Below are 26296 nucleotides of genomic sequence, written 5' to 3'. Positions count from 1 at the left end.
GGCGGCTTCCTGGTGCGAGCACGGGCTAGCCGGACGAGCCGCGCCCCGACTCCAGCGCCGAATCGGCGCCATTCGTCGCCGATCTGCCGCTACCTCCGCTCCCGCCAAATCAGGCGTCGAGCCGGCCGGGTCGACACCGCGGGCGAGCTCGAGCGCGCAACGCGCGGGCGAACGAACAACACCGCCAGCACTGACCCGATTCACCACCACGCACCCTTCGTCTGCTCTGTGTGAACATTCCGAATTACAGTGCCGGGGTTGTGTTGGGCTCCTGTGAGATTCGCAGATGTGAGGTCAGAACCGGTGAGATTCGCGCCGTTGAGATTCGCGGATGCGAGGTCCGAGGATAGGAGGTTCGCGTCGGTGAGGGTCGCGCCGTCGAGGTTCGCATGAATGAGCTGCGCGAAGGTGAGTTGCGCGCCCCTGAGGAACGCAGCTCCAAGCTGTGCCTCACGGAGATCCGAGTGGTCGAAGTTCGCGTGATCGAGACTCGCGACCATGAGCTTCGCGCCTTGGAGGTGTGCGCTTTGAAAGCCCACGCTGGTGAGATCCGCTCCTGCGAGGTTCGTGCCTTGGAGGTCCGCGCTTGAGAGCTGCGCTTCGGTGAGTAGCGCGCCGTGGAAGTCCGCGCCAGCGAGGTGGGCATATTGGAGATCCACGTGGTGGAGGTCCGCGAAGAACAGGTGCGCGCCGACGAAGTCCGACCCGGCAAAGTCTATGCTTTCGAGTTTCATGTGGCCGAGATTCACGCCGGCGAAGCAGGTCTGGCGGAGGTCGACGACGGTGGCGTTGTCGCGGCTGGTGTCTCGGCGACCCAAGACGGTCAGCGCTGCGCGGGCATCGGCGGTGAGATCCTGCTGCTGGCAAGGGGCCGTGCCCGGACTCGGGTTGTTTGTTGGCCTGGCATCGGCGCTGGGGGGATCGAGGTCGGCGGGGACAAGTGTTCGAGTTCCGCGAATGAACGCGGCCAGGATTTCGATGATGGTCGGCTGGTCGCGAGGGGAGTCGTGGGCGAGGCGTTCAAGTGCGTAAATGCCGCCGAGTCGGATCTGTAGGCGATCGGCGCCTTGCTGGCCGAGTTGGTCGACAGACTTGGTGTAGCGGTCGGTGTACTGGGCCTGAGCTGCCAGGTCGTTCTGGGCCACATTCTGGTTCTGGGTCATGATCAGCGACACCCCGGTGAATATGAGGGCACCGATCGCGGCCAGGGCTGTGACACTCTGCGCGATGACATCGACCTTAGAACGAGGCGTCTGCATAAAAGAGAAGACGCTCCCAGGAACGCCGCTGTCACATTGCTCCGGTCTCAACTTGGACCCGATTGCATCGCTTGCCTTTGTCGCCGCGGACGGCCGCTGCGCCCGCGAGCGCCCTGACATCACCTCTGCGGCCAGCGGGTTCGATGCGCAGCTCGGCGGCTTCCTGGTGCGGGCATGGGCGTCGGGGTGCGCGGGGAGCCGACGCGAGCCCAGAACGCCGCCCGCCGGCAGCCTGCAACATCTTGCTCAGTTTCAGCGACCTTTATAGGCGTGACCGACGAAGCCCCGCCGCCGCCTTCCGACGCCCCAGTACCGCCGGCCGCCACGGCGGCGCAGAGGATGCGATTGCGGGAGCTCTCGCCGAAGACGATGTGGCTGACCGCGGTGGTGATCGTTGTACTGACCGCTGGGGCGGTGGTGGTGCTGTGGTGGCCAGCGACCGCCGGGCTAAACGGTGCCGAGCTGGTGTCCGCGCGGCTGGACGCGTTGAAGGTCGGGCTGAGCGTCGCGGTCGGCAGCGGCGGCGTCGTTGTACTCTACCTGTCCTGGCGTCGGCAGCACTCCACCGAAGCTGACTTAGATAACCGCGAACGCGCCCTCGCCCACCAGCAAGAAGTCCATGCAGACACAATGGCTCGACAAGACCATGCCGCCCGGGCCACCGAGCATGATGCCGCGGAGCGGCGGCTGAACGAGCTGTACCTCAAAGCCGTGGAGCAGCTCGGTTCGCCGCACGCCCCGGTCCGCCACGGCGGTCTCTACGCCCTCGAACGCGTCGCCCAGGACAACCCGCACCAGCGGCAGACGGTAGTCAACGTCATCTGCGCTTACCTCCGCAACCTCTACGTCTCACCGCCAGAGATCCAGACGCCACGCTCGCCGAGCGTCCGACGTCCCCTGCTGCGCTCTACCCTTGCCACGCGCTACGTACCTACGCCATCACGTGACGAAAGCCGTGAGGCGCTCCTTCGGGAACGCGAGGTCCGCCTCACCGCGCAACGTATCCTGCAGTTGCATTTACGCCCGGGACCGGATCCCGACCACCCGCAATCCGGCTTCTGGCATGAGATCCACCTCGACCTATCCGGCGCGACCCTCATCAAATTTTCCCTCGCCGGCTGCGCAGTCGCTACAGCAACCTTCGCCGAGGCGACCTTCAACGATGTTGCCTTGTTTGATAAGGCGGTCTTCATTGGTAGCGCTCAATTCGGCGGGGCGACCTTCAATGGATATGCCAGGTTCAACGATGCGACCTTCAATGGTGAAACCAACTTCGGCAGGGCGAATTTCAAAAGCTACGCCGCCTTTCGAAACGCGGCCTTTACTGGCGTCGTCGGATTTGGGCAGGCGAGATTTAGTAGCCTTGTCGGATTTCAGGGAGCAGATTTTGCAGGGCGGGCAAATTTCGCTCGGGCGACCTTTATTAATTACGCGGGGTTCGGTGGTGCAACCTTCAGTGGCCATGCGGGTTTCCAAGCAGTGACCTTCACTGACACTGCCAGCTTTGACGAGGCAACCTTCAGCGATAATGCCGAGTTCGGCGAGGCGACGTTCATAGGCGACGCCAGGTTTGAGGAAACGAGCTTCAACGGTGGCGCAGTGTTCGGCCGCGTGAAATTCGACGAAAGCGCCGTGTTCGACGGGGCTACCTTCGACGGCGGCGCCTGGTTCCACGGAGCGACCCAAAGAGGTTACACTTTCGACCCAGGTTACATATCGTCACCTAATGAGACGCTCCCCGTGTCGGAAGAAGATGCCAGGGAAGATACGTAAAGAGAATGGCCAATTTTCCGTGGAGTTCCGAATCGGCGGAGTCGGTACGTGGGATTGACCTCGAGCTCGGTGATGACACCGCGATGGTCGACGCCACATAGCGCCATGCCGAGGATCCCGACGCCCTGGCCGTGCAGCTCGAGGACGAGGTCACCGACCGCGGCCAGCCGGTCCGGTGGCTGGGCCCGGATAGCGAGCCCGGCACGGTTATCCGACGGTTGGTGAGCGATGCGGAGGTCCAGCTCAAGCCATGTTGGCCGGTCGGAGTGGGCTTCCAAGCAGGAGTTGCAGCTGGTGGTGTGCAGGCCGACCGAGTGGTCGTAGCTGACGGTCTGCCCGCCCACCGCCAGGTGGTGCTTGCGGTTGAGGCACCTCACATGCATGCCTGCGGGGCGTACCGGCAGTCCGCTGTCGGTGCTGGGGCTATGCCCGCCGCCCTTCGTCGTGGTCAACGGTCACGCTCGAACCGGGTCCACAAGCACACGAGCTCGCGGAGGTTGTAGTCCTGGTTCGGGGTTTCCTGCAGCTGACCGGGTAGGAGTCGGTGCCCGGCGGGACAGCGGCCGGGTAGGTGCTGCGGCCCGGTCGCCGGCCGAATCCACGGCCAGAGCGGGACGTCGAGGTCGCGCCCGGCTCGCGCGGCCTGTAGGGTCTCGGTGAGCGCGTCAGGTTGATCTTGTTCGACCTCGGCTTTCTCGGCCGTATCACCGCGATGTCATTATGATCAGTCTCAATGTCATGGCATTCCTGTCGCCACTGTCCGCTGTTTAATGCAGCCTTGCCTGCTCATGCTGGCGTACGGCCCGCAGGTCTCCCACGGCGTGACCGCGTTCTGGCCGACCGATGTGGAGTGGTTCGTGGCATGGCGTCGAGTATCAGTGCAGGTCCGTCAATGCCGTCGATCCCAACTGTTGGGTGACTGCTGAGGCGATGACTAGGTGGCACGGAGACGGTTCTGGGACATACTCAGCCGCATGACGCCGCCCCGTTCTGAGGGGGTGTGACCTGGACTAGGCGACCCCACAACCCGTCGTGGCCGTCCCGTCCGTTCTGCTCGGCGGCCAGTGCCCATCCCGCCGGCCACTCCGAACCTGGGACATCCTCGGTCACCCGCACCCACGCGGTGGCAAGCCTCGGCGGGATCACCATCGTGGCGTCGTCGAAGCTGACGTCGTCGCGGCTGAATGTGGCGTCGTCGAAGCTGACGTCACCATTGAACGTGGATTCGCCGAAAAAGGTAGTGTCAGCGAACGTGGTTCCGTCGAAACAGGTGTTTCCGGTGAACTTAGCCTTGAGGAACCAAACGTTGCCGGTGAAGGTGGCTTCGTTGAACCTGACGTCGCCGGTGAACGTGGCTCCGCTGAACGAGGCATCGCAGGCGAACTTCGCCTCATCGAAATTGGCTTCGCCGAAAGTGGCATTGTCGAACCAGGCACCGTCACCGAACCTGACTTCGTTGAACCAGGCGTAGCGGGTGAAGGTGGCTTCGTGGAACCTGACCTCACCATTGAACGTGGACTTACCGAAAAAGGTGTCGCCGATGAAGGTAGCCCCGCTGAAGTCGGCTGAGCCAAGCCGGCAGCCGATGATGTCGAAGGCAACGAGTGTGGCGCCGGCCAGGTCTATCCGGTGGTGGCCAGGCCAGTACTCGACGTTGGTGGAGGCGCCCGTGGCCCAGTCCTGCTCGGGTCGCAGGTGGGTTGCGAGGAGGCGCTGGGCAGTGAGCCGGACCTCACGCTCTTGCACGCGTTCCTGCTGTCTTGCGCGCTTCGCCGCCGCGAGCTCGCGGTCGTCGGAATTCAGGTCCGCCATGGCCGCCAGGTTTGGCGGCTCGTAGGGCATGCGCAGGTAAGCGCACAACACGTTGACGACGGTGGCCCGTTGCTCGACGTTGCCTTGGCCGAGCCGACTCAGCGCATATAGGCCGGCCAGCCGCACCGGAGCCTTATCCGAGCCGAGCTGCTCGGCGGCCTTGGTGTAGAGATCGGTGACTCGTCGGGCGGCGGCGTCTCGCTCCGTCGCGTCGGCAACCCGCTCGGCGTGCTGCCGCTCGTATTCGGCGACCAGAACTGAGTGCGTCTGGACCTCCTCACGATGAGCCTGTTCCCACTTGCGCTGCTCAAGTTCCAGCTCCTGGGTGCGTTGCCGACGTGTCGCCAGATATAGCGCGAATAATCCGCCGCCACCGACCGCCACGCCGGAGGCCACCTTCACAACATCCAGCAGCGCTGCCGTCTTCTTCTCCGGGTCGGTCCACACCTGGCCGTTCACCCACCACCACAGCCCGGCGAGCACCGCGAAAGCGATGAGCAGCACTACGCCAGCGACCACGGCCACCGTCCATCGCGGCAGCGGTGGCCTCCTGACCGAGGCCGGGATCGAGCGCTGGCTCGGGTCGGTCTGATGCGCATCGGCCATGCTTGTAGGTCGTCTGCTGTCATGTTCGCGCTACACCATGCTGGCGCCTCTGTCGGCAGTACCCGGCTGGCGGTGAGTCTCACATGAATGGCACAGGTGCTAACCAGATGCCATGGTTATTGAGAACGTGCCATCGAATTCGACACCCTACACGGCCCCAGCGCCGGGGCCGGAGTCAGCGAAAGTCACGGCTCTTGCCCGCGAGGGCGCGCAGGTCCAGCGGGGTGATCTGGTCGGCCACGACCGAGGCGGTGCCCTGGGTGACCTGGGCGATGCCACGCACCACGATGGCCGGGCTCTGCAACGTCTGCCTGAACCGGTGAAACGTCGCCGGGTGAACAACCACATTGATCATGCCGGTCTCGTCCTCGAGGTTCAGGAACGTGATCCCGCCGGCGGTCGCGGGCCGCTGTTTGTGGGTGACCGCGCCACCGACCCGGATGCGGCTGCGGTCGACGACGTCCAGCACGCGGGCGGCCGGGACGACGCCGAGCCCGTCGAGGTGCTCGCGCACGAACTCCACCGGGTGCCGGTCGGGGGTGATGCCGGTGGCCCACACGTCGGCTGCGGCGACCTCAAGGGCGGTCATGCCCGGCAGCGCGGGCGCGTCGACGCCGGTGGCGATCCCGGGCAGGTGCCCGCCCCGGGTCTGTGCGGCCGCTCCGGCGGCCCACAAGGCCTGCCAGCGGTCCGGGCCCAGCGCGGTGAACGCGCCGGAGGTGGCCAAGGCTTCGGCCACGGGTTGCTTGAGCTGGACGCGTTCGGTCAGCTCGCCGATGCTGCCGTACGGGCCGCCGCGCTCGCACTCGGCGACGATCGCCTCGGCGACGTCGGTGCCGACCTGGCGGATCCCGGCTAGACCGAGCCGGATTGCCACTCCGCCGGTCGAGTCCGGTTCCGGTTCGAGGGCGGCGTGCCCGAGGCTGGTGTTGATGTCCGGTTCGCGGACGTGCACGCCGTGGCGGCGGGCGTCGGCGACGAGGGACTGCGGGGAGTAGAAGCCCATCGGCTGTGCGCGCAGCAGCCCGGCGCAGAACGCCGCCGGGTAGTACAGCTTGAACCACGCCGAGGCGTAGACCAGCAGCGCGAACGACATCGAGTGCGCTTCGGGGAACCCGTAGCCGGAGAAGGCGTGGATCTGCTCGAAGATCCGCTCGGCCAGCGGCCGGTCGATGCCGTTGGCCGCGCATCCGGCGAAGAACCTCCCCATCAACGCCATCATCCTGGCGTTCGAGCGTTTCGAGCCCATCGCGCGGTGCAGCTGATCGGCCTCGGCCGCGGTGAACGAGGCGACGTCGCGGGCCATCTGCATCACCTGCTCCTGGAACAGCGGCACCCCCAGCGTCCGGTCTCCAGGGAGTCGGCCAGCAGCGGGTGGGCGCGGCTCCAGCTCTCCTCGCCGCGGCGGCGCCGGATGTAGGGGTGCACCGATCCACCCTGAATCGGCCCGGGCCGGATCAGCGCGACTTCGACGACCAGGTCGTAGAACTTCCGGGGCCGCGGGCGGGGCAGGGTGCCGAGCTGGGCGCGGGACTCGACCTGGACACCCCGATCGCGTCCGCGGCGCACATCGTGTCGTAGACCGCCGGATCGGCCAGGTCCAGCTCGCCGAGATCGACCCGGCGCCCGTGGTGGGCGTCGACGAGGTCGATCGAGTACCGCAAGGCCGACAGCATGCCGAGGCCGAGCAGGTCGAACTTGACCAACCCGATGGTCGCGCAGTCGTCCTTGTCCCACTGCAGCACGGTCCGGCCTTCGGCGCGGGCCCACTCGACCGGGACGATCTCCGAGACCGGGGTGTGGGCGATGACCATCCCGCCGGAGTGCACCCCGAGGTGGCGCGGGGTGTCCTCCAGCCGCCCGGCCAGTTCGCGGACGTCGTCGGGGACGCCGTGCCCGCGCTCGGCCGGGGTGTCGGCGTCGGCGACGGTCCGCCAGCGGTCGACCTGCTTGGCGAAGGCGTCCTGCTGGCCGGGGCTGTGCCCGAGCGCTTTGGCCGCGTCCCGGACCGCGGAGCGGGCGCGGTAGGTGATGACGTTGGCGACCTGGGCGGCGTGCAGCCGGCCGTGCCGGGTGTAGACGTACTGGATCGCCTCTTCGCGGCGGTCGGATTCGATGTCGACGTCGATGTCCGGCGGGCCGTCCCGTTCCGGCGCCAGGAACCGCTCGAACAGCAGGCCCCAGCGGACCGGGTCGGCGTTGCAGATCCGCAGCGCGAAGCACACCGCGGAGTTCGCGGCCGAGCCGCGGCCTTGGGCGAGGATCCCGCGGGAGTGGCAGAAGCGGACGATGTCCCAGACGACGAGGAAGTAGCCCGGGAACCCGAGCTCCCGGATGACGGCCAGCTCGTGCTCCAGCTGGGCGTAGGCCTCCGGCGCCTCGGCCGGGGTCCCGTACCGGGCGGCCGCGCCCTCCATCACCAGGTGCCGCAGGTACGCGTCCTCGTCGGCGAAGCCGACCGGGCAGGGGAACGGCGGCAGCTTCGGCGCGACCAGGGCGAGGTCGAACGAACACTCGACACCGAGCACGGCGGCGCGGGCGACCGCGCCCGGGTATCGACGCTCGAACTGGCGCAGCTGCTCCTGTCCCGAGCGCAGGTATGCCGTCCCGGCCGCCGGCAGCCAGCCTTCCAGCTCCTCGGCCGACCGGCGCGCGCGGATCGCCGCGACGGCGTCGGCGTGCCAGGAGTCCTCGGGGCGGGCGTAGTGGACGTTGTTGGACACCACCGTCGGCAGGCCCAAGCTCTTGGCCATGGCGGCCAGGTCGTCGTTGTGGCTGCTGTCCAGCGGGGCGCGGTGGTCGATCAGCTCCACCGCGACGTGGTCGCGGCCGAACCGGTCGACCAACATCGCGAGCGCGTCGATCTCGCGCCAGCTGCGCCTCGCACCACCGTTGAAAACGGACATACCTCACCCCGCACTGCTGCGACACGCCGCGGGGAAGACGGCACCAAGTCATCGAACATATTTTCGAACTCGTGACGTATGGTGCCCTGTGGACGGTCGGCGGGCAACCCGACGTGAGGTCGATAACCGCAGCTAAACAAGGGCTTCACCATCGGTGAGTGCCCGACGCGCCGCGGTAGCCGCACGTTCGGCGGGCGGACCGTCGACTAGGCCGAATGATCGAAGGTCCGGGCCCGCCGGAAGCGGACCGGACGAGAGGAGCATGACGACGTGCCGGACACCGCACAGCAGCCCGAGGCGCGGGACCTGACCGGTGCGACCGCCTACGCCGGCGTGCCCGACAAGGGCGACCGCTGGTACATCCTCAAGGAGAGTGACACCGTCCTGTACCAGCGCAGCGACGGCACCTTCGCCCCCGAACGCGACAAGGACGGCCGCCGCGTGCAGATCGTCACCGCCGCGACCCTGCACCGGGCCACCCAGACCTGGCGAGAAGTCCCGATCAACCCATGAGCCGGCGGCCTGGGCCGGATGGCCGTCTGAGTACGTGATACCGGCCGCGTCAAGTGCCCGAGACCCGCTTCGCCGGCCGAGCCTGCTGCGACGTCACGGTTCTGAAGTCCCGCAGATCGACGATCGCGCTGCGGGAGGTGGTCCGAGCAGTCTTGACGATCGTCCGGAGGAGCGCGCGGGCTTGTTCCGGGCTGTGGTCGAGGAGACTGACATCGGCGAAGCGGGCCCCGCCGATGACGGTCACGGTGTCGAGGCCGCTGACGCTGGTGAACCTAGCGCGATCGAACCTGACTTCGCCGATGAAGGTCGCGCCGTCGAACCTAGCGGTGCCGGTAAAGGCCGCGTCGTCGAAGCTGGCGGTGCTGGTGAAGGTCGCGTTGTCGAACTCGGTGGTGCTGGTGAAGGTCGCGCCGGCGAACCTGGCGGTGCTAATGAAGGTCGCGCCGTCGAACCAGGCAGGGCCCCTGAAGGTCGCGCCCTCAAACCCGATGGGGCCGGTGAAGGTCGCGTCGTCGAACTCGGTGGTGCTGGTGAAGGTCGCGTCGTCAAACCTCGCGGGGCCGGTGAAGGTCGCGCGGTTGAACCTGGCAGGGCCGGTGAAGGTCGCGCGGTCGAAATAGGCGGGGCCGGTGAAGTTTGCGCCGGTAAACAACGCTTCCCGCACTCGGTTGCGACTCAGTACAAAGTCGATCAAGTGGGCGTTGGTGAGGTCGAGGTCGATGTCTGCCCAAAACGTGCGGCGATTCTCGGGGCGAAGGTGCTCGGCGAGGATGCGCTGGGCCGCGAGCCGGACTTCCCGCTCCTGCACCCGCCCCTGATGATCCTTGACCTGCGCCTCGTCGGTTGCGGGTGGCGGCTGGGTGTCGGGGGGTGTGAAGGGCATTCGCAGGTAGGCGCAGACGACGTTGACGATGCTCTGCCGCTGCCCGGGGTTGTTGTGGGCCAGCCGCTCCAGCGCGTACAGCCCGGCCATCCGGACCGGCGCTTGCTCGGAGCCGAGCTGGTCGGCGGCTTTGGTGTAGAGCTCGGTGACGTTCTTCTCCGTCGCGTCGCTCTCGTTGTGCTGCTGGCGCCGCACCGCCAGCAGCAGCGCGAAGATGCCGGTGGTGCCCGCGCCGATCCCGAGCCCGGTCTTGATCGCCTCGACCCGCGCCGCCGACCTTCCGGTACCTGCCTGATCGGCTTCGCCGAGCAGCCAGCTGGTCGCCGCCCATCCCACCGCGGCCACCACGATCGCGGCGGCGACCACGACCCACCAGCTCATCCCCGCCGCCCGCGCCCGCCGAGTCTGCGGCGCCCGCTCCCCGCGCCGTCGAGCCACCGCGATCACCAGCCCGCCGACGGCGACGGCGAGCAAGGCCAGCGGCACCGCCAGCGGGCGCGCCCACCGCCCCAGCGCCGGCCAGTCCACCCACCCGGACTGCACCACCATCGCGGCCAGCAGCGCCACCCCGCTCAGCACCAGCGCCCCACGCGCCGGCGCCCAGCCCCGCCCGAGCGATCCGAAGAACATCAGCATCCGCCTCGTCACGGACAGTCAGTCGCTGCGGCGCGGCGACCTGCTACGCCCGCGCGAAGCTGCGGCCTCGGTGTATGACGTCCTGCACGTCGAGGCAAGCCACAAAACGTAGGCCGCCGAGCCGATCGAAGTACCGGCGTCGATCATGAAGGCGTCTACAGTGGTTTTGACGCGTACGCGGCAACAGGTCAAATGGTTCGGCGAAGCCCGCTCGATGAGCGGGCCCCGCCGACCTCGGACAGCCAGGTGACCGGCTAGTGCGGGTACAGGTTCGCGAGGCCTGTGAGTACCAGCACCACGATGGTCACCAGCCGGGCCGCCGTCACGGTCACGGAACCCGTGATCGTGACGGTGATCCGACACCGGCTGCTGTCACGTCGTCGATCCCGACGCGAAGTCAAGATCAACCGCCGTCCCTTCTCTCCGGAACACCATCGAGCGGACGCCCGATGGAACCAGGGGCCCGGAGGGTTCCCTCGGCTCGAGCGCGAGGCACCAGCAGGTCGGCCCTCTAAGTAGACCTGTCCCTGCAGCACGACACGCGCAGACACGCGGAACGGCGCCGGCGATTCGCGGGCCGTCTCGATCCGAGCTGGGTCGCGCCGCGACGGCGCGCGACCCGCGGTGAAGTCGTCCTGGCAGCGCCCCCGCCAGCGGTTACGTCTTTCGCGTGTCCCCGTGACTGCACCGGATATTCACATATCGGTCAGCGCGGCCTCGGCGCCCTCGGATCTGCGGGGAGAACTCCACGTGGTGGTCGGCGAGCTCACGCCGCGGCGGACCCCCAGGTTGCTGACGTCTCGAACGAGGCTCGCTCCCGGCAGGTCCGAAGGGCGTACCTGCCAAGCGGCGATGCGGCCTGCATCACCGCACGATGCTCGTCCCGCGGAGGAGAACAAGACCAACCACCTGCTCCGCGCCAAGCACCGCGGCGCCGGAAACTTTCTGGTCGTGGGGCGCCTCCGTCGGAGCTATCAGGTAGACAGAGACCCGTTCCTGCACCTGGAGAACGACGAGCATGATCACGATGACCGACCGGCCCGGCGCCACCTACGCCACGCCCTACGCCGTCGAGGCGATGGACACGGCGCTGGCACGCGTGCGCGCGTTCTCGACGGCGGTGGATTTCCGGCCGCCGATCCGCTCGATCGGCGAAGCCCTCGAAGCTCACTACAAGCAGTTGGCTGTTTTCGACGTCCGGGAGCAGCTGTTCCGCAACCTCGCGCCGGCGTTGCACCACCACTGGGCCGCGACGTTGCAGCCCGTGGTCCCGGTGTCGCCGGTGTTGCTGACGACTTCGTTGCTCGATTTCGTTGACCAGCTGCGCACCCGGCTGATCGACCTTTTCCGCCCGGTAGCGGAGACGGCCGACGAGGTGGCGCGGAGGGCGCACGCGGCTCTGGAGGCCGCGGCGGAGCGCGCGCACGCCGTGCTGTGCGCCGATCCGGACGTTCGCCGGCGCAAGGCCGCGGTCGAGGCGTTCGCGGTGCGCTGGATCGGGCTGGGCAAGCAAGTCCCGGCGCGGCGCGAGGCGATCCTCGAAGGGGTCGAGGATGTGCTGCTTTCGGCGTGCTGGCGCCAGGCCCCGGACGAGATCTCGACGGACCTACCGCTCGGCGTGCGCTTGCGGCTACAGGTGCATACCGCGGCGCGGTGGCACCGGCCGATGTGGGAGAACCAGGTCCGCGGCTACCCGATCGATCAGCTGGAGCGTCCCGCCGGCCGCAGCGCCGGCGGCGGGCTGGTCACGCTCGGCCAGCACGTGCTCGACCCGCAGGACCCGTACGCGGTGCTGGAGGGCGGCCTGGACGCGCAACGGCGGCTCCGTGCCCTGATGCCGCTGCTGAAGTCCGACCACCGGCTGGTTCTCCTGCAGTACGCGCACGGCGACGGGATCACCTGGCGGGAAGCGGCGCTGCGCGCCGGGCTGCCGGCCGAGGCGGGCGAGAGCGCGCGGAGGCGGACGAAGCGGCTCGGTCGTGAGCTCCGGGCTCGTCAGCTCGGGTAACACCGCGAGGAGCACGCACTTCACCAGTCAGGCCGATTGTCAGGCTGACCGGGCTTCGCGGCGGCATGTGCGGGGGGTGGTGCGATCCGCTTCGCCGCGGGCGCGCGGGCTGCCAGTGTCGAATCGGACCGACGACCGCCGCTGGGCGGTCCCAGATGGATAGGCGCCACCAGGGCCTGACCAGGGCGTTCGTCGGTCCCCGAGCTCTTACCGAGCTGAGAGACGAAGAAGCGCTGGCGAGGTGACATCCGAAGATGTACGTCCCATCAGGTCCTCCGTCCCGATACGACCAGGTCCTGCGGCTAACAGGTCCCGATGAGTTCGGCTACACGCTCCAGGTCAGTGAAGAAGTGAGCCTGCTCGTGTCCCTGACGGGGGTTGTCGAGGTTGTCGCGCGAACAATGGACAAAAAGCGTCGCGCCGGCGTTGCCAGGTTCGGCCGTCTACAGGAAGAGCGCGAGTACCTCGCCGGTGGTGATGAGGTCGGCCAGGACCGGCGCGGCCGCAGTAGACCGCGAAGGCGAAGGTGTCGTGGCCGTCGGCGACGGCCGCGCGGTCGAACTCGGTGTCACCGGTGAGGGGCGCGGCGCCAGCTTTGCAATTCCCATGATGAGATCCCATGATGGGACTACCTGAACGGCGTAGCTTCCGTGCCGACGCCGACCGGTTCTGCCCCCCCCGGGCTCGTAGCGGGGCGTACAGCACACTGGGATTCCGGTTCCGGGTAGTCTCCTGCGGTCACCACCAGTCCGGCGCGACGTAGCCGCTCGGCTGACCGGCCGTCGAGCGCTTAGCGGGCGGCGGAGTGGAGGTGATTGCTGTGGCTGAAGAGCTTGAGGGCTCGACAGGAAACCAGTCGGAGTTCCGCTCGCGTTACGCGTTCACCGTGACGTTGAGCGGCCCGGTCACCATCAAGGTGACCGGGCCGGCGGTGGCTCTGGTACTAGGTCTGGCTTTGCTGGTCCTGGTCTGGTACCTGAGCCGGTAGTTCCACGGCGGCGGGAAGTCGTAGGTCATGCCCTGATCTGCGGCTTCCCGCTTTTTTATTCTTCCGCATCACATACTGGTATACACCAGTATGCGAAGCGGCCGTTCAGAGAGTACATCCTCTGTCCGGGAAGGGCCCGGAGACATCTCTCCTGCGTGCACACCTTGGCGTAGCCGGAACCGTCTCGGCCGAGCTCAGGTGGCCATGCCGGACCCCGTAGCGATCCGGCACCTGGATGGCCCAGCCCGTTGTTTCGGTCGCGCCGGACGCTGAGCCGGAAGCCCACGCGCTCGCCGGCGAACTCAACGACCGCATGAGCGGCCTTTTGCAGCTGTTGGCACCCCAGCAGCGCGAAGTCGTGGTCTTGCGGATCGTGGTGGGGCTCTCCGCCGAAGAGACCGGCGCCGCACTCGGGATGTCCGCTGGCCAGGTCCGGGTGGCGCAGCACCGCGGCTTGACGCGCCTGCGCAAGCTGATGCTCGACGAGGGGTGGTGACGACGACATTCCCGGACGAACTGCCGGTCGCCCGCGTCTCGTCGATGCCGGAGGGCAAGAACGGGAACCCGGCAGCGGTCGCGGGTCAGCGGTGCCGGTAGCGCTCCCGCTGGCGCCAGGCGGTGTAGCCGTCGAGCTCGCCGGCCAGCAGCGTCCCGAATTCCTCGCGCAGGCGGGCCAGCGCGGCCGGCCCGCCGTGGCCGGACGCGGCCAGCAGCGTCGGGAGGGGGGAGGTGAGCAGCTGGCCTGCCCAGCCGCAGTAGACCGCGATGGTGTCGACGGCGAAAGTGTCGTGCCGGTCCAGCAGCACGTAGCCCAGCAGCTGCCGCAGCCACATCGTGACGTCGTCGGCGGTCGGCTCGACCGCCAGCTTGACCTCGATCAGGGTCCGGCCGAGCACCAGGTCGGCGACGGCGTAGCCGGAGGCAAGCTTCGGCGCGACGACCGCGGCCGCGCCGTGCTGGAGCAGCTGGTCGCGGCCGCGGGCGAGGTAGGCGTTCCAGCAGTACTCGAGCGCGGCCAGCAGCTGCGGCCGGGCCGGATCCTCGTCATGGTCGTCGAAGCCGGCGGCGAACAGGGCCCGGCGCCGTTCCACGTCCCAGCCGCGGGTGAGGGTGTGGTGGATGGGCTGGTTCATCGCGGCCAGGTCCAGGCAGGTGGTGAACACGCTGCGGCGCGCGTCGTCGAGGGCGGCCGGGTGCTCGGCGCGTTTCCAGTGCTGCAGCAGCGGGTCGGTGACGGCGCCGGCGGGCAGCGTGCTGAGGGGGTGGTGGCGATAGCCGGCCGCGGTCAGCAGCGCCGCGTACCGGTCGGCGGGCAGGTAGGACAGTTCCGGCTGCCGCGGCGGCGTGGTCGAGATCCAGGGCCAGTTCCAGGGCCCAGCCGATGGTGTCGCGCAGGCCCGGCACCGGCAGCTCGCCTTCGGGCGCGGCCAGCTGCTGGACCCAGTCAGCCGCGACGACGTCGGTGTGAGGCAGGTGATCGCGGATGAACCGCGAGAGCGGGGTGCCGGCGTGGCGGGCTTGCTCGTGGACGCCCATCACCCCTCGTAGGGCCGGTAGGGCATCGCGGGCGGTTCCCGCGGCGGGGCAACGAGGTTGTCGCCGGGCCGGAACGGGCCTTCGGCGGCGACGCGGTGCATGTGGCCGGTCAGGTCGTCCAGCTCGTAGGCCCGTTCGGCCGGCCCGACTTGGGAGCGGGAGCCGTCGGGGTGGTGCAGCGTGTGGACGGTGGCCGGGCCGCTGCCCACGAGCAGGGCCGTGACCTGCGGCAGGCCCAGCGGCATGGCGTCGCAGCGCTGCTGCCGGGCCAGGTGCACGACGGCGTCGACGACGCGTTCCCAGTCGGCGACCTGGGGCCACAGCTGCCCGCCGGCCAGCTCGAAGGTCAGCGTTGAGAGCGGCACCAGGGCGCCGGGCGTGCGGTCGGGGAACTCGGTCAGGCACCGGTACATCCGGCCGCCGTCGGGTTGCGGCACCGTCGGGTGCAGCAGCGTCGCGGCGTGCACGATCGTCGCGTTGATCTCCACCGGATGCTGCGGCGACCGGTACGGCTCGTGCAAGGCCAGCAGGTACACGTCCTCAACCGGCACGGTTTCCCCCTCCGTCGGCGGCATGCTCGCCGCGGTCGCTGCGGTGGCAGGCCCGCCGGCGCACCGTACCGGAGGCCACCGACGAAACCGGCGATGAACACCCGCCAGAGAATCGGGGTCAAGACGACGATCAACGCGGCCAAGCCGACGTCCACCCAGGCCCGCGGTCAAGGGCGTTCAACGGGCTCCCTTGAACTCTACGTAGGGGCTATGTAGAGTTCTTTCATGGGTAGTCAAGCTCGCAGGCCACGAATGACACATGCCACTCAAGTCGTGCTGCAGGTCTTGCTCGCCGACCCTGCTGAGGAGTACTACGGCCTGGAGCTGAGCGCGGCGACACAGCTGCCGAGCGGCACGCTGCACCCCATCCTCGCTCGGCTGGAGTCGCTAGGGTGGCTGGAAAGTCACTGGGAGAACGCGGACCCGCGAGCTGAGGGGCGCCCGCGCCGCCGCTACTACAAGCTCAGCCCCGACGGGATCGTGCAGGCTGGCGCCGCCCTCGCCCGCGCCCGAGCCGAAGCGGCAAAGCTGGGCACGCTGCACCCCGGACTCGCCGGAGGTGTCAGATGATTGGCACTAGCGCGGCGCTTTCGGCCGAACAAGACCTCCCTCGCGCCGTTCAGCGAATCCGGCGGCTCACCCGGACCCTGCGCGAAGACCTGGTCCTCGCTGGCGTCCACGATCACCGGCGCAAGTATTACTTGGGCTTGTCTCGGGCCTTGACACGTAATCTCAGCAGCCAACTCACGGTAGCTATCAGGCACGCACGCCTCGAAGGCGAACTGGAGATCGTCGGTGAACTGCTTGCGGTGCAGAGCCGCATCTCCCAACTCCGTGCCGATGTCGATGTCGCGGTCGATCTCACCGGTCACCTCACCACCGTCGGCTTGACGCGCGCAGACTTCGACAAGGCCGCGATGATCGTCGCCGACCTGGATCTCGGCCCCGGCCTTTCGATCAAAACCGAGATTGCACGCGGTGTTGCACTGGACCGTGAACGCGTGATGACTCAGATGGCCCTCGCGGTCAACGCGGCGGTTTCGCGTGCCCGCACACACGCCGACGCCATGGAACACGGGTTGAACTGGTCACTGCCGACGACCGGAGCGCGGCGCCGCTCCCCGCTGTTCGTGGTGCCGACGGTGGTCGCGACGACCGCCGTACCCTCTGCTTCTCGAGCACCGATGAGTCAGCGACTGCTCGATCTTGCCGTGCGTGCGCTTCCCGTCGAGCACCGGGTCCGGTACTTGGAGGAGTTCCGGGGCGAGCTTGCCGACCTCGGCAAGCGGCGGCTGCGCTACGCGATCGGAGTCGTGATCGGCGCGCTGCCGCTGCGGCACAGTCTGCGCCAAACATGGGACGACTGATGATCACCGATCCTGCGACGGTCGCGCGTCTCGCCCACCGGGCACGGTGGGGGCGGCCGAGCCTGCTTTGCGAGGTGCCGGCGGCAGCGCAGAGGCGGGTTCCGGGTGCCTGCCCGGAACCCGCCTCTTTACGCTTGGTGGAGTCCGAGGCGAAGCGGACGTACCACCTGATCCCCCGTGCGCTCGGCGCATCCCACTGCGGTGTCGGCCCGGGGACAACGGTGTCGATCTTGTCGGCACGCGCTGTTAGTGACCACTGTAGGACGATCTTCCTTAGCCGCCGCCGTCCGGTTGGACATCGGCGTCGCAAATATGCCCTCACCTGCGGATACAGTCAGAATTGGACAGCGGATCGCGTGCAGTGCCAGGGCCGCTGGACACCGAACTGGGCGCGCCGCTGGACAGTCGCGGCACCGGCCAGACCCCATTGGACACTCCGCCGCTCCTGCAGAGCCCGCGAGCACCGTGGCCACTTGGACACCAACCGTGGTTGTGGGGGTGTCCTACTGTCTGTCTCTTTGAGACACTGAGCATGCTTGCCCTGCGGTCCGTGCCGCAGGGGCCTGTGGTTCGAGTAGGCGAACGAGATCCACAGGTTCGAGCCGTTCTTGCCCCACAAGACGCTCGGCGCATCCCACTGACGGACCCGGACGGGCCGCGGGTTACCCGCGCCCACCGGGTTCCGTCGACCGGTCACAACTCTGTGGCCGGAAGACGAAGGGAGAACTCGGTGGCGAAAACCCCGAGAGGGCCCGACAAGGCCCCCCTCGCGCCCTCCGCTCCACCGGCGGACGCGACCCCTATGCCCGCCTCCACCGTGGTGAACGGCGCGGAGACGGAGATCGCGACCCCCCAGCCCGAAGAAGGCGCCGCCTCACGGTCGAGCCTGGGCTGGCCGCACGCCGTGCTGCTGGCGGTGCTGGTGCTGTTCAGTTTCGCGTTCGTGATTCTGCTGATCAAGCTCGTCGGCGTGGATCCGGAGCTGGCGGTCGGCATCGCGTTGGTGCTGGTGATCGGCATCGCGCTGATGGTGCTTCCTGCCCACGACGGTGGCGGTGGCCGACTGATGCGCCGGTTCGGCCGCGCCGTCCTGGCGTTCTTCGCGCCGCACGGAGGTGCACGATGAGCGCCCCGCAGTGGTCGCCGGAGCCCGGCTTCTCGTCGGAGGCGTCGTTCGGGCTGGAGCTCAACGCCGAGACGGAGGCCGAGTTCATGCAGTTGATGCGGGACATGCTCACCGCGTCCAACCGCACGGCGGGCAAGGTCGCCGCCTACGCGAAGCTGCCCCGCAGCACGGCGTACCACTTCGTCTCGCCGAAGAACACCCGGCTGCCGAAGGATCGCGAGCAGGTCAAGGCGTTCGCGCAGGCCTGCCGGCTCAACCCGATCCAGGTCAACCGGGTGCTGTGGCTGTGGGACCGGCTCAACGCCGCCGCAGAGAACTCCGCCGACCTCGACGTCATCGACGCCGAGCTGGTCGACTCCGTCAACGTCCCCCGGGCGTTGACCCTGCAGGACACGACGCCCGGCGGGGTGGTGGTCCACGGCAACCTCACGGTCCACCACCACCAGTCGACCGACGAGCACGCCGAGCTCGGGCAGGATAAGGACCGGACGTACCCGAGCAGGTCGCTGCTGCTGGCGGTCCTGGACGACAAGGTGCGCGTCCGGCACCTCATCGTGCTGCTCACGCTCATCGCAATGCTGTCCATGGGCCTCATCGTGGTCCTGTTCCCCGACCGCGCCATGTACGCGCTGCCCGCCATCGCCATCATCGGCGGGACCAGCGTGATGCTGCTCCGCTTCACCTATAAGAAGCGCGGTCGTTAGCGTCGACGGTCTCGCGGCCCCCTTCGGCGAACCGCCGGAGGGGGTCCCTTTTTGCCTGCCAGCAGAACTTCCACCCGGGCTCGGCCGTCTACGGGAAGAGCGCGAGTTCCTCTCCGGCGGTGATGAGGTCGGCCAGCACCGGCGCGGCGGAGTTCTCCAGGGTGTCGGCCGCGGCGAGGTAGCCCTCGGTGACCGCGACGGAGGAGTGTCCGAGGTCGGCGGCGATCTGGCGGATGTGGACGCCGTGGGCTTCGGCGACCCGGGCGTAGAAGTGCCGCCCGGAGTGCGGGTGGATCGTCTCAGCGATCGGCCGCAGGGCCGCGGCGTGGGCCCGCATGGTCGAGGACCCGCTGGCCGCGGCGACGCGCAGCAGGCTCGCGCACAGCGACTTGAGGATCCGGGCGATCTGCTCGGTCCCGAGCCGGGCTCCGCTGGTCGTGGCCAGCAGCGGGGTGGCGGCGGGTTTCCCGCCGACCTGCCCGCCGACGGTGACCTCGGTGCCGGTCTCGTGGACGTCGCGCGCGGCGAAGTAGGCGTCGAGGGAGGCGAAGGCGACGGCGGTGACCCGGACCCACCGGTTCTTCGCGCCCTTGCCGTGGACGTGAAGGGCGGGGCGCCCGTCGGGCCCGGCGCGGCGCAGGTCGCCGCGGTCGGCGGAGCAGAGTTCGTCGGCGCGGATGCCGGTGGTGGTGAGCAGGTCGACCATCGCGGCGTGCCGGAGCGCGACGAGCTCGCGGGTGTCGCGCGGGCCGCGGCCGCGGTAGGTCCGCGCGGCGACGCGCAGCGCCCGGACCTGCGCCAACGTGAAGGCGACGGTGGGGGAGTTCACCGGCGGGCGGAGCACGCCGAGGCGGGCGCGTTCGGTGCGGGGCAGCGCGGCGGGCACCTCGAACGTCGTCTTCTCGCGCAGCCGCATCTCCCGGTAGAACGCGGAGACGTAGCCGAGGCGGGTCTTGCGGGTCCCGGCCGGGACGCCGGCGGCGGCCTGGGCGCCGAGCCATTCCCGCAGCCGGTCGCGGCTCATCTCGGTGAGCGGGTTGATCCCGGCCTGCTGGCACCAGGGGAAGAAGGTCAGCGGGTTCGGCGCGGCCGCGGCGCCCGGGCGCGGGGTGCCGCGCCAGCGCTGGTCGGCGCGGGGGATGCCGAGGGCGTTGGCGGCGGTGGTGCGGGAGGACTCGCTGGTGTAGCCGGTGAGCAGCCAGGTCGCGGTGTCGTCGACCAGCGGCCGCGCCCACGCCGGCGCCGCCAGCTCCTGCTCGTCCACCTGGTCGCCGTCCGGCGCGGCGAGTTCGGCGCCCGGGGCGGTGCCGGTGAGCACGGTGCCCGCGGCCGCGAACCCGTCCACTGCGTCCTCGTCCTGGACGCCGCCGGTGGCCGGCGGGCCGTCGGCGGGCCGGGCCGGGGCGAGCAGTTGCTCGGCGGGGTCGGGGTGCCGGGCGGCCCAGGCACGCAGGTCGGTGTCGTGGGCGCGGATCTGCACGGCCATCGCGGCCAGCGACATCGCTACGGGATCCGGATGCTCGAGGGTGAGGGCGTCGGCGACGGCGCCCTGGAGCAGGTCGGCGGCCTGGCGCAGCAGTGCGGAGTTCTCGGCGAGCCGGTGCCGGGAGATCTCGCGGGCGCCGTGTTCGGTGAGGGCGTCGGCGCGGGGGATCAGCTGCGCGGCCCCGGCGGCCAGCTGCTGGAGGCGGGTGGTGAGCGCGTCGGCTTCGGCGCGCCGCTCGGCCAGGAACCCGGGTTCGGCGCCGCGGCCGCCGGACCCGGGCGGGAGGACCGCCGCGCGCAGCAGCCGCTGCAGCTGCCGGGCGATTTCGACGACGACGTCGGCGGCCCGCAACCGGGGCGAGCCGGCCGGTTCGGTGGCCAGGGTGGGGTCGGTGCCCAGCGCGGCCGCCAGTTCCCGGCATGCCGCGGCGGCCTCGGCCAGCCGCGCCCGCGCCCACACCAGGACCTCGCGATCGCCGGTGAACCGCGCGTCCGCAGCGGCGTCCTCGCACGCGGTCGCTGCCGCATGCAGCTGCTGCACGATCTCCGGTTCGGGCCCGGTCACCGCGGTGGTCGCGCGCTCTGGGCTCATCGCGTGGTCACGGTCCGGCGGTGGGCGGGCAGGCCGGCGCCGAGGTTGCCCATGACCGCGGCCATCGCGGTTTCCAGCTCCTCCAGCGCGGCTTTCGCCGCCAGGCGCCGGGTCGTGAGCTGCTCGGGGGTGCGGGCGTGTCCTGCACCGCGGTGTCCATGGCGTAGACCGCGTCGACGGCGCGGTCGATCTGCGGGCGCAGCTGCGGGGCCAGCACCGCGAACTGCGCGCGGGGGCGGGTGATGGCGTCCCGGGTGGCCAGCGACGCCGCGTAGGTGGTGGCGATCTCGTCCTTCTTGCCGCGGATCCGCGCGGACTCCAGGTCCCACATCGCCGCGTAGTGCGAGGACAGGGCGGCCATCAGGTCGCCGAAGATGCCGACGATCGAGACCTGCCAGTCGTGCACCCGCCCGGCGGTGTCAGCCCGGTGCTTGAACACGCTGCTGAGCACGGTCCCGGTGACGGTGCCGGTCAGGGCGGCCACGACGGTGATCACGGTCTGCCACATGTGACTTCTCCTGGTTGGGTCTTGAGACCGAGCTCGGGAGGCGGGGCGCGGACGGAGTGTGCCTACCGGGGGCCGCGGAACCTCGTCAGTCCGCACGGTGGCGCCCCGGATGGAGCTCGCCGGGTCACCATTCGCGTGAATGCCGCATCGTTCCCGGCCGTTGGGTGGCCTCGAGGATCTTCTGCAGGTCGGATACGTCGAAGTGGTAGATGCTGAAGGCGCCGGCGCCTTCGCGGGCTTTGCGTTCGGTCACAACGGCTTCGTAGCCCAGCAGCATGCGCTGGTACCGCGTCAGGACCGGCATGTGGGAGTTGCCGCCCTCGTGTTCGTCGTCGAAGTGGTACGCCAGCCCGGACCACCGGCCACTCGCGACCAGGTGCTCGGCCAGGCCGGCCAGGCGCACTTCCTGCGCGTCGTTGTGGTCGAACCCCGCGAATCGCAGCGTGTGCTCGGCGCCCTCGCCCAGCTCGGCGAGACCGGTGTCGTCGAGCCGGCCCAGCGCGGCTTCGACCACGGTGAACATGTCCAGGATCTCCATGGTCAGCGCGCCCTCCGCCGGGGTGAGCTCCTCGTGGATGCCGATGAACTCGCGGTGGTACTCGGTCGTGAAGCCCTGCTGAAGAACCTTGATGTGCTGTTCGTGCTGCTCGGCCTCGCCTAAGGCGTCGGCGGTCTCGGCGAGTCGCTTGAGGATCTCGTGTTGCAGCACCAGCATCTGCCGGTCGAGCATGCTCAAGCTCTTCGGCGCGCTTGTCGATGCCGCGACCGCGGTCCGGCCGAGCAGACCGTCGATCGCGCCGCGCAGCAACGCGCTCACGGTCGTGCCCCGGCCCCGCGCAAGAAGCTCAAGCTCGTCACGCGTGTCGTCTTCCATGCGCAAGGTCAGTGTTGCCATCATGCACTCCGTAACTCTGCTGGCGCTGTGTAATACAGCATTACAACATCGATTAACGTATCACGTCGTGTGGGACGCGTTGCGGAGCGGCAGGCTCATGTCTCGGTAACTAGTCATGATTTCACAGGTAATCAGGACTAGTTGAGTTTTGTCGCATACCCTGCATGGCGGTGAGCATCCGCCAAACGGGTTACTTTCAGACTGAGCGCATAAAGTTATAACTTGTAATCATGTAGTCCGGTTGAGACAGTACCTAGCAACGGTTGCGACGCTGGTGCTTCGAGGCAGGACTCCCGGCTCTGCCTCCCTGATTTGGAAAGACGGTGGGCGAAGATGGCAGTCCGGTTGAAGCTAGGGAGCTACCGACCTGTCGAGCCCGACTCACTGGGTCGGACGTCGGTCGGGTACTTCCCGCGAATGAGCGAGCAGGAGGCATGGGAGGCCGGCCGGGCGTTCTGGAAGATGAACCCCGAGAAGGTCACCCGGCAGCGGTTCGCGCTGATCGTCGCGGAGGGCGTGGTCCGCGCGGTCGTCGAGATCACCGGGCACACCCGCCACGACGACCGCCTGGCCCTCGACGGCACGGTCCTCGAGCCCGGGCACCCGCTATATGACTACGTCGGCAAGCCGGACCCGGTCGAGACCGGCTCGCAGAACCCCGTCGGCTACACCGAACTTCCCGAAGAGGCCCAGTTCCTCTACCGCCCGTGCGGCTGCGGCTGCGGCGAGACCACCGACCGCGACTTCCTGCCCGGCCACGACGTGCGCGCGATGCAGGACCGCGTCCGCACCTACTTCGGCGCGTCGCCGCTGAGGTTCATCGAATGGGTCGACAGCAAGATCACCGAGGACGCCCACGCCGGCGGGAACAGCCGTTGGCCCGGCCTGCTGACGCCCGAACTGTTCCATGACAGCGGAACCCTGAATCCTGGTGCTCGACTCAAGGTCATCACCCGGACTCCCGCCGCACCGACGGATGCCACCACGATCGCATCCGCCGGAACGGGCTCGTCGCCAGCCGGTCTCGCCGAGTAGGAGTAGTGGGCCCGACTGCGGGTCACCCGTCGGAGGCGAACCACGCTTTTCGCGGGGAGGCTGGCGAGTGTGAGGACGTCCTGCGTGAGGTGGTGCGGCTATTCCCCCAGCAAGCACCTCCCAGCGGGTTCGGCGAAGACAGCGTCCTGAAGCAACGCGGCGCTCAAGGCGGTGTACGGAGGCTGGGCCCTCTATGACCTCGGCCAGTTCCAGCATGCCGAGAGCGCGCTGGTGACCGCGTTGGCGGAGATCCCAGAAGACAACCTGCGGTTGCGTTATCGAGTGCGCTCGGTTGGCTCTGGTACGCGTCAAGGGAGGTGCGGCCGAATACGCCTCCGAGCAGGCTGCGGTTCTGGCCGAGGACGCTCGACACCTCGAGTCGGCGCCGGGTGTGCGCGACCTGCGTGACCTGCGCCGCGCGATGGCGCGTTGGCACAATCCCGGCGCGCAGCAGGCCCGAGGAGTGCTGACGAAGGCGCTTCGGGAGTATTCCGCCGAGAAGGACGGGCTCGGTGAGCTTGGTGGAGACCGCCGGTGACGCCCAAGCTGCCCCCGGCCACGCCGGTGCCGTGGAGCAACGTCGTCGACGGCTGCGCGCACGACGACAAGATCCGCCGGGACGTGCTGATCGCGCTCTGCTTGGTGCTGTTCGCCGTCGTCGCGATCGTCTTCGCGGTCACCGGCGCGCTGGGCCGCTGGTCCGGGACGCCGCCGGCAACGCGGTCGTCCGCATCGTGGCCGGGAGTGTGCTTGGCGGAGGCGGCCTCGCCTACGGCGGCCTTCGGTTGCACCGTCGTCGAGCTCGGCGCATCGAGCGCACCACCGACGCACAGGAGGACGATCCGCATACCTCCTAACCGCCTGAGCCTTGGGTGCGCGCCCAATGACAGCTCGTGCATCAGGTCGCCGGCGAGATCATGGCGTTGCGTGAGCCCGGACCAGCGGCCAGCTGGTGGTCTTCGTCCCAGCAGACCGCGCGGTGCAGCGCTTCGATGAGCAGCTCGTCGTCGGCTGCGTCCGGCTGGTCGCCGGCCGGGACCCAAACGTCGCCGACCTGCCGGCCGTAGGCGTAGAAGGTGAGGTCGATGCCAGGGCAAGTGAGGAGCTCACCAGTTGCCGGGTCGCCGAGGACCTCGCGATGCTGCGCGCGCACCACGACGCGCCGGTGTCCTGCCACGTGCCACCTCCTCGTATGGGGTGGGAGTCGCTCGCCCGCCAGGCGCTGTAACACCGGTCTCGGGCAGCACCTACTCCCGAAGAGACTGAGCCTGGTACAGACGACGCAGCCGGGCGAGCGCGCGGTGCTGCGCCACGCGCACCGCTCCCGGCGTAGACCCGACCGCGTCGGCTGTCTCCGAAGCCGACAGCCCGATCAGCACTCGCAGGATGACGATCTCGCGCTGTCGGTTCGGCAGCGCCTCCAGCAGGAACCGCAACCGGCCGTCGAGCTCCTGCAAGGGAAATTCCGCAGCGGCGGCATCGCCCGGCGTGTGAAGAGCGACCAGATCTGGGGGAGGAGGCGGTCGTCGCCAAACACGGTTGCGCTCGAAATCCTCCACCAAGTGTAGGGCGATGTTGTAGACGAAGGCGATGAACGGACGCCCCTGGTCGCGGTAGGAAGGCAATGCTTGTAGCACCCGGAGCACGGCCTCCTGAGCGACGTCGGTGACCGAGTGTGTGGGCAGGTCGGCGCCGAGCCTCGCACGGCAGTACCGCTGCACGAAGACCCGCAGGATCGGCAGGACCTCGGCGATGGCGGCGCGGTCCCCGGCAGCGGCGCGGGCGATCATCGGCTCGATCCCGGAGAATCCGGACGAGGACATTCGCAGCCATACTTCTACCGGCGCCAGGGATGCCTCGGCGACCGCGACGACTTGGCTGGAGGTTTCGGGAGACACTCGCTTGCGCAGCCGCCGGGCAGCCGGGGTGCCCAGGGAAGAGGCGTCGATCAGTGCGGCCATCCGCAGCGAGGCCGCGTGGTCGGCAGGTTCAGTCATCGTCGCGTCCCTCCTCCTTGCGCGCTCTCTTCAGGTGGCGTTGCCAGATCCCGCGCACGGTGTCCTTGCTCGACTCGGGGAACCCGCTTGCGCTGAGCGCCTCGGCGATCTCGTCCTGGGTGTAGCCGTCGGCGACGAGCTTCACGACGATCCGCGTCTTGCGGTCTGGCAACCCGGCCAGCGCCCGACGGGCCTGATCTGCCTGTGTCACCGTCGCGGCTGGGTCAGCCGGCGACCCGCTGATGACGCCGACTACCCGCCTGGCGGGACCGTGCAGCGCGGCGGTGTGCTGGGCATGCCACTGCTTGTAGAGGTTGGGGAACTCGTAGATGCAGGTGCCGATGAAGTAGGTGCTCAAGCTCGCCCCGCCCGAGGCGGACCAGCCTTCATCGAGCAGCGCCCGCTGCTTGAATGTGGCGAGGGCTTTGGCGACCACGAGGGCGGACAGGTCGGCGTGGTCCTCGGCGCTCCAATCGTGCGGAGGCGCAGGCAGCCCGAACTTCTTCCCGCGCCGGGCACCGAACACCCGGGCGCACTCGGCGAAGATCCGATGGGTACGCATCCAGACCACCATCACCGCGATCCCGTACTTGGCCAGCTCGTTGGCGAACAGGTCCCACCCGCCGCCTTCGAAGTCCGCCTGCGCGAGCTCGTTGCGCAGGTCCAGATCTCGTCGGCGTCGCTCGGCGGAGTCCGCCTCCCGCCGCTCGGCCTCATCGCGCGCTTCGGCGCGCAACCCGGGGTCCTCGGGCCCGGGTTGCGGTGGCGACGGCGGCACGGCAGACATATGCGTTGTAGTCGCGGTTACCGCTGTCGCGTTGCACCCGAGGTACTTGCGATTGGCGGCCTCGTGTGCCCGGATGCGAACCGCACCCTTCCCGGATCGGTGACGAGCAACGACTCCCGCTTCTATATGAGGCTGCCGCGGGAAGCGCACGCGCCGCGCAAAAGCTTCTCGACCGGGTTTCCGCGGCACAGGCGCGTGAAGGATCCGGCCAGGTCAGACGTGATGTTCGGCCCGGCTAGACGAGTAATGCGTAACTCGGTCAGTGGTCGTAGGCGGTTAGTGATCGGGTGACGGGTTGGCCGGTGGCGCGGTTGTGCCAGATGGCGGCG

Annotated in this window: 23 protein-coding genes and 1 pseudogene; 11 read left to right on the top strand and 13 right to left on the bottom strand. The window is 68.8% G+C overall.

Annotated features, from left to right (window positions below):
- Nucleotides 1-200: 200 nt before the first annotated feature.
- Complete coding sequence (locus ABZW17_RS15845) at nt 201-1175, bottom strand: pentapeptide repeat-containing protein (RefSeq protein WP_354813856.1); 975 nt, start codon at nt 1173-1175, stop codon at nt 201-203.
- Between the two features lie 354 nt (nt 1176-1529).
- Here ABZW17_RS15845 and ABZW17_RS15840 point away from each other — a divergent pair, with 354 nt between their 5' ends.
- Nucleotides 1530-3032 carry a pentapeptide repeat-containing protein gene (locus ABZW17_RS15840; protein ID WP_354813854.1) on the top strand — a complete coding sequence of 501 codons (1503 nt, stop codon included), beginning with the start codon at nt 1530-1532 and terminating at the stop codon, nt 3030-3032.
- Nucleotides 3033-3998: 966 nt separating this feature from the next.
- Here ABZW17_RS15840 and ABZW17_RS15835 read toward each other — a convergent pair.
- Both ABZW17_RS15835 and ABZW17_RS15830 read right to left on the bottom strand, forming a co-directional pair.
- Complete coding sequence (locus ABZW17_RS15835) at nt 3999-5450, bottom strand: pentapeptide repeat-containing protein (protein ID WP_354813852.1); 1452 nt, start codon at nt 5448-5450, stop codon at nt 3999-4001.
- Between the two features lie 175 nt (nt 5451-5625).
- Nucleotides 5626-8296: pseudogene (locus ABZW17_RS15830) on the bottom strand (error-prone DNA polymerase); the annotation flags it as partial.
- Between the two features lie 330 nt (nt 8297-8626).
- Between ABZW17_RS15830 and ABZW17_RS15825 the strand changes: the two are divergent.
- Entirely contained in the window at nt 8627-8869 is a 243-nt protein-coding gene (locus tag ABZW17_RS15825) for a hypothetical protein (RefSeq protein ID WP_354813850.1), read from the top strand.
- Nucleotides 8870-8918: 49 nt separating this feature from the next.
- Here the strand turns inward: ABZW17_RS15825 and ABZW17_RS15820 are convergent, their stop codons facing one another.
- Nucleotides 8919-10388 carry a pentapeptide repeat-containing protein gene (locus ABZW17_RS15820; protein WP_354813848.1) on the bottom strand — a complete coding sequence of 490 codons (1470 nt, stop codon included), beginning with the start codon at nt 10386-10388 and terminating at the stop codon, nt 8919-8921.
- Between the two features lie 1027 nt (nt 10389-11415).
- Between ABZW17_RS15820 and ABZW17_RS15815 the strand changes: the two genes are divergently transcribed.
- Nucleotides 11416-12396, top strand: coding sequence for a hypothetical protein (locus tag ABZW17_RS15815; RefSeq protein WP_354813846.1), 981 nt, complete (start codon nt 11416-11418; stop codon nt 12394-12396).
- A 443-nt stretch (nt 12397-12839) separates the two neighbouring features.
- Here the strand turns inward: ABZW17_RS15815 and ABZW17_RS15810 are convergent, their stop codons facing one another.
- The gene (locus ABZW17_RS15810; RefSeq protein WP_354813844.1) at nt 12840-13004 is read right to left on the bottom strand and encodes a hypothetical protein; all 165 of its coding nucleotides are present in this window, start codon (nt 13002-13004) and stop codon (nt 12840-12842) included.
- 212 nt (nt 13005-13216) lie between these two features.
- Between ABZW17_RS15810 and ABZW17_RS15805 the strand changes: the two genes are divergently transcribed.
- Both ABZW17_RS15805 and ABZW17_RS15800 read left to right on the top strand, forming a co-directional pair.
- Nucleotides 13217-13384 (top strand): hypothetical protein, encoded by a 168-nt coding sequence (locus ABZW17_RS15805; RefSeq protein WP_354813842.1) that lies wholly within the window; start codon nt 13217-13219, stop codon nt 13382-13384.
- Between the two features lie 235 nt (nt 13385-13619).
- On the top strand, nt 13620-13880 hold the full coding sequence (locus tag ABZW17_RS15800) for a sigma-70 family RNA polymerase sigma factor (RefSeq protein WP_354813840.1): 261 nt from the start codon (nt 13620-13622) through the stop codon (nt 13878-13880).
- A gap of 85 nt (nt 13881-13965) precedes the next feature.
- Here ABZW17_RS15800 and ABZW17_RS15795 read toward each other — a convergent pair whose 3' ends face one another.
- A complete protein-coding gene (locus ABZW17_RS15795; RefSeq protein WP_354813838.1) occupies nt 13966-14547 on the bottom strand; it encodes a hypothetical protein in 582 nt (193 codons plus the stop codon).
- A gap of 372 nt (nt 14548-14919) precedes the next feature.
- Nucleotides 14920-15471, bottom strand: a complete 552-nt coding sequence (locus ABZW17_RS15790; RefSeq protein ID WP_354813836.1) for a hypothetical protein — start codon at nt 15469-15471, stop codon at nt 14920-14922.
- A gap of 273 nt (nt 15472-15744) precedes the next feature.
- Between ABZW17_RS15790 and ABZW17_RS15785 the strand changes: the two genes are divergently transcribed.
- The 4 genes from ABZW17_RS15785 to ABZW17_RS15770 all read left to right on the top strand — a co-directional run bounded on the left by ABZW17_RS15785 (nt 15745) and on the right by ABZW17_RS15770 (nt 18668).
- Nucleotides 15745-16041, top strand: coding sequence for a helix-turn-helix transcriptional regulator (locus ABZW17_RS15785; protein WP_354813834.1), 297 nt, complete (start codon nt 15745-15747; stop codon nt 16039-16041).
- Complete coding sequence (locus ABZW17_RS15780; RefSeq protein ID WP_354813832.1) at nt 16038-16838, top strand: hypothetical protein; 801 nt, start codon at nt 16038-16040, stop codon at nt 16836-16838. The genes ABZW17_RS15785 and ABZW17_RS15780 overlap by 4 nt, the downstream gene beginning before the upstream one ends.
- 802 nt (nt 16839-17640) lie before the next feature.
- Nucleotides 17641-17964: a hypothetical protein gene (locus tag ABZW17_RS15775; protein ID WP_354813830.1), complete on the top strand. Its 324-nt coding sequence runs from the start codon at nt 17641-17643 to the stop codon at nt 17962-17964.
- Nucleotides 17961-18668, top strand: coding sequence for a hypothetical protein (locus ABZW17_RS15770; protein WP_354813828.1), 708 nt, complete (start codon nt 17961-17963; stop codon nt 18666-18668). The genes ABZW17_RS15775 and ABZW17_RS15770 overlap by 4 nt, the downstream gene beginning before the upstream one ends.
- A gap of 88 nt (nt 18669-18756) precedes the next feature.
- Here ABZW17_RS15770 and ABZW17_RS15765 read toward each other — a convergent pair whose 3' ends face one another.
- From ABZW17_RS15765 to ABZW17_RS15755, 3 genes are all read right to left on the bottom strand, one after another.
- Nucleotides 18757-20745, bottom strand: a complete 1989-nt coding sequence (locus tag ABZW17_RS15765; protein WP_354813826.1) for a site-specific integrase — start codon at nt 20743-20745, stop codon at nt 18757-18759.
- 7 nt (nt 20746-20752) lie between these two features.
- The gene (locus ABZW17_RS15760; RefSeq protein ID WP_354813824.1) at nt 20753-21253 is read right to left on the bottom strand and encodes a hypothetical protein; all 501 of its coding nucleotides are present in this window, start codon (nt 21251-21253) and stop codon (nt 20753-20755) included.
- A 124-nt stretch (nt 21254-21377) separates the two neighbouring features.
- Complete coding sequence (locus ABZW17_RS15755) at nt 21378-22148, bottom strand: YfbU family protein (protein ID WP_354813822.1); 771 nt, start codon at nt 22146-22148, stop codon at nt 21378-21380.
- 417 nt (nt 22149-22565) lie between these two features.
- Between ABZW17_RS15755 and ABZW17_RS15750 the strand changes: the two genes are divergently transcribed.
- Entirely contained in the window at nt 22566-23183 is a 618-nt protein-coding gene (locus ABZW17_RS15750; RefSeq protein ID WP_354813820.1) for a hypothetical protein, read from the top strand.
- A 292-nt stretch (nt 23184-23475) separates the two neighbouring features.
- Nucleotides 23476-23721, top strand: a complete 246-nt coding sequence (locus ABZW17_RS15745; RefSeq protein WP_354813818.1) for a hypothetical protein — start codon at nt 23476-23478, stop codon at nt 23719-23721.
- Between the two features lie 360 nt (nt 23722-24081).
- On the opposite strand, the gene ABZW17_RS15740 is transcribed toward ABZW17_RS15745, so the two are convergent.
- From ABZW17_RS15740 to ABZW17_RS15730, 3 genes are all read right to left on the bottom strand, one after another.
- Entirely contained in the window at nt 24082-24360 is a 279-nt protein-coding gene (locus ABZW17_RS15740; protein WP_354813816.1) for a hypothetical protein, read from the bottom strand.
- 70 nt (nt 24361-24430) lie between these two features.
- On the bottom strand, nt 24431-25180 hold the full coding sequence (locus ABZW17_RS15735) for a sigma-70 family RNA polymerase sigma factor (protein WP_354813814.1): 750 nt from the start codon (nt 25178-25180) through the stop codon (nt 24431-24433).
- Nucleotides 25173-25916, bottom strand: coding sequence for a hypothetical protein (locus ABZW17_RS15730; protein ID WP_354813812.1), 744 nt, complete (start codon nt 25914-25916; stop codon nt 25173-25175). Before ABZW17_RS15730 ends, ABZW17_RS15735 begins: the two co-directional genes overlap by 8 nt.
- Nucleotides 25917-26296 lie beyond the last annotated feature (380 nt).

The organism is Amycolatopsis sp. NPDC004625 (genome assembly GCF_040609695.1).
Lineage (GTDB): Bacteria > Actinomycetota > Actinomycetes > Mycobacteriales > Pseudonocardiaceae > Amycolatopsis.
The sequence above is the reverse complement of the archived record's forward strand: the minus strand, read 5'-3'. Positions and strand labels throughout refer to the sequence as shown.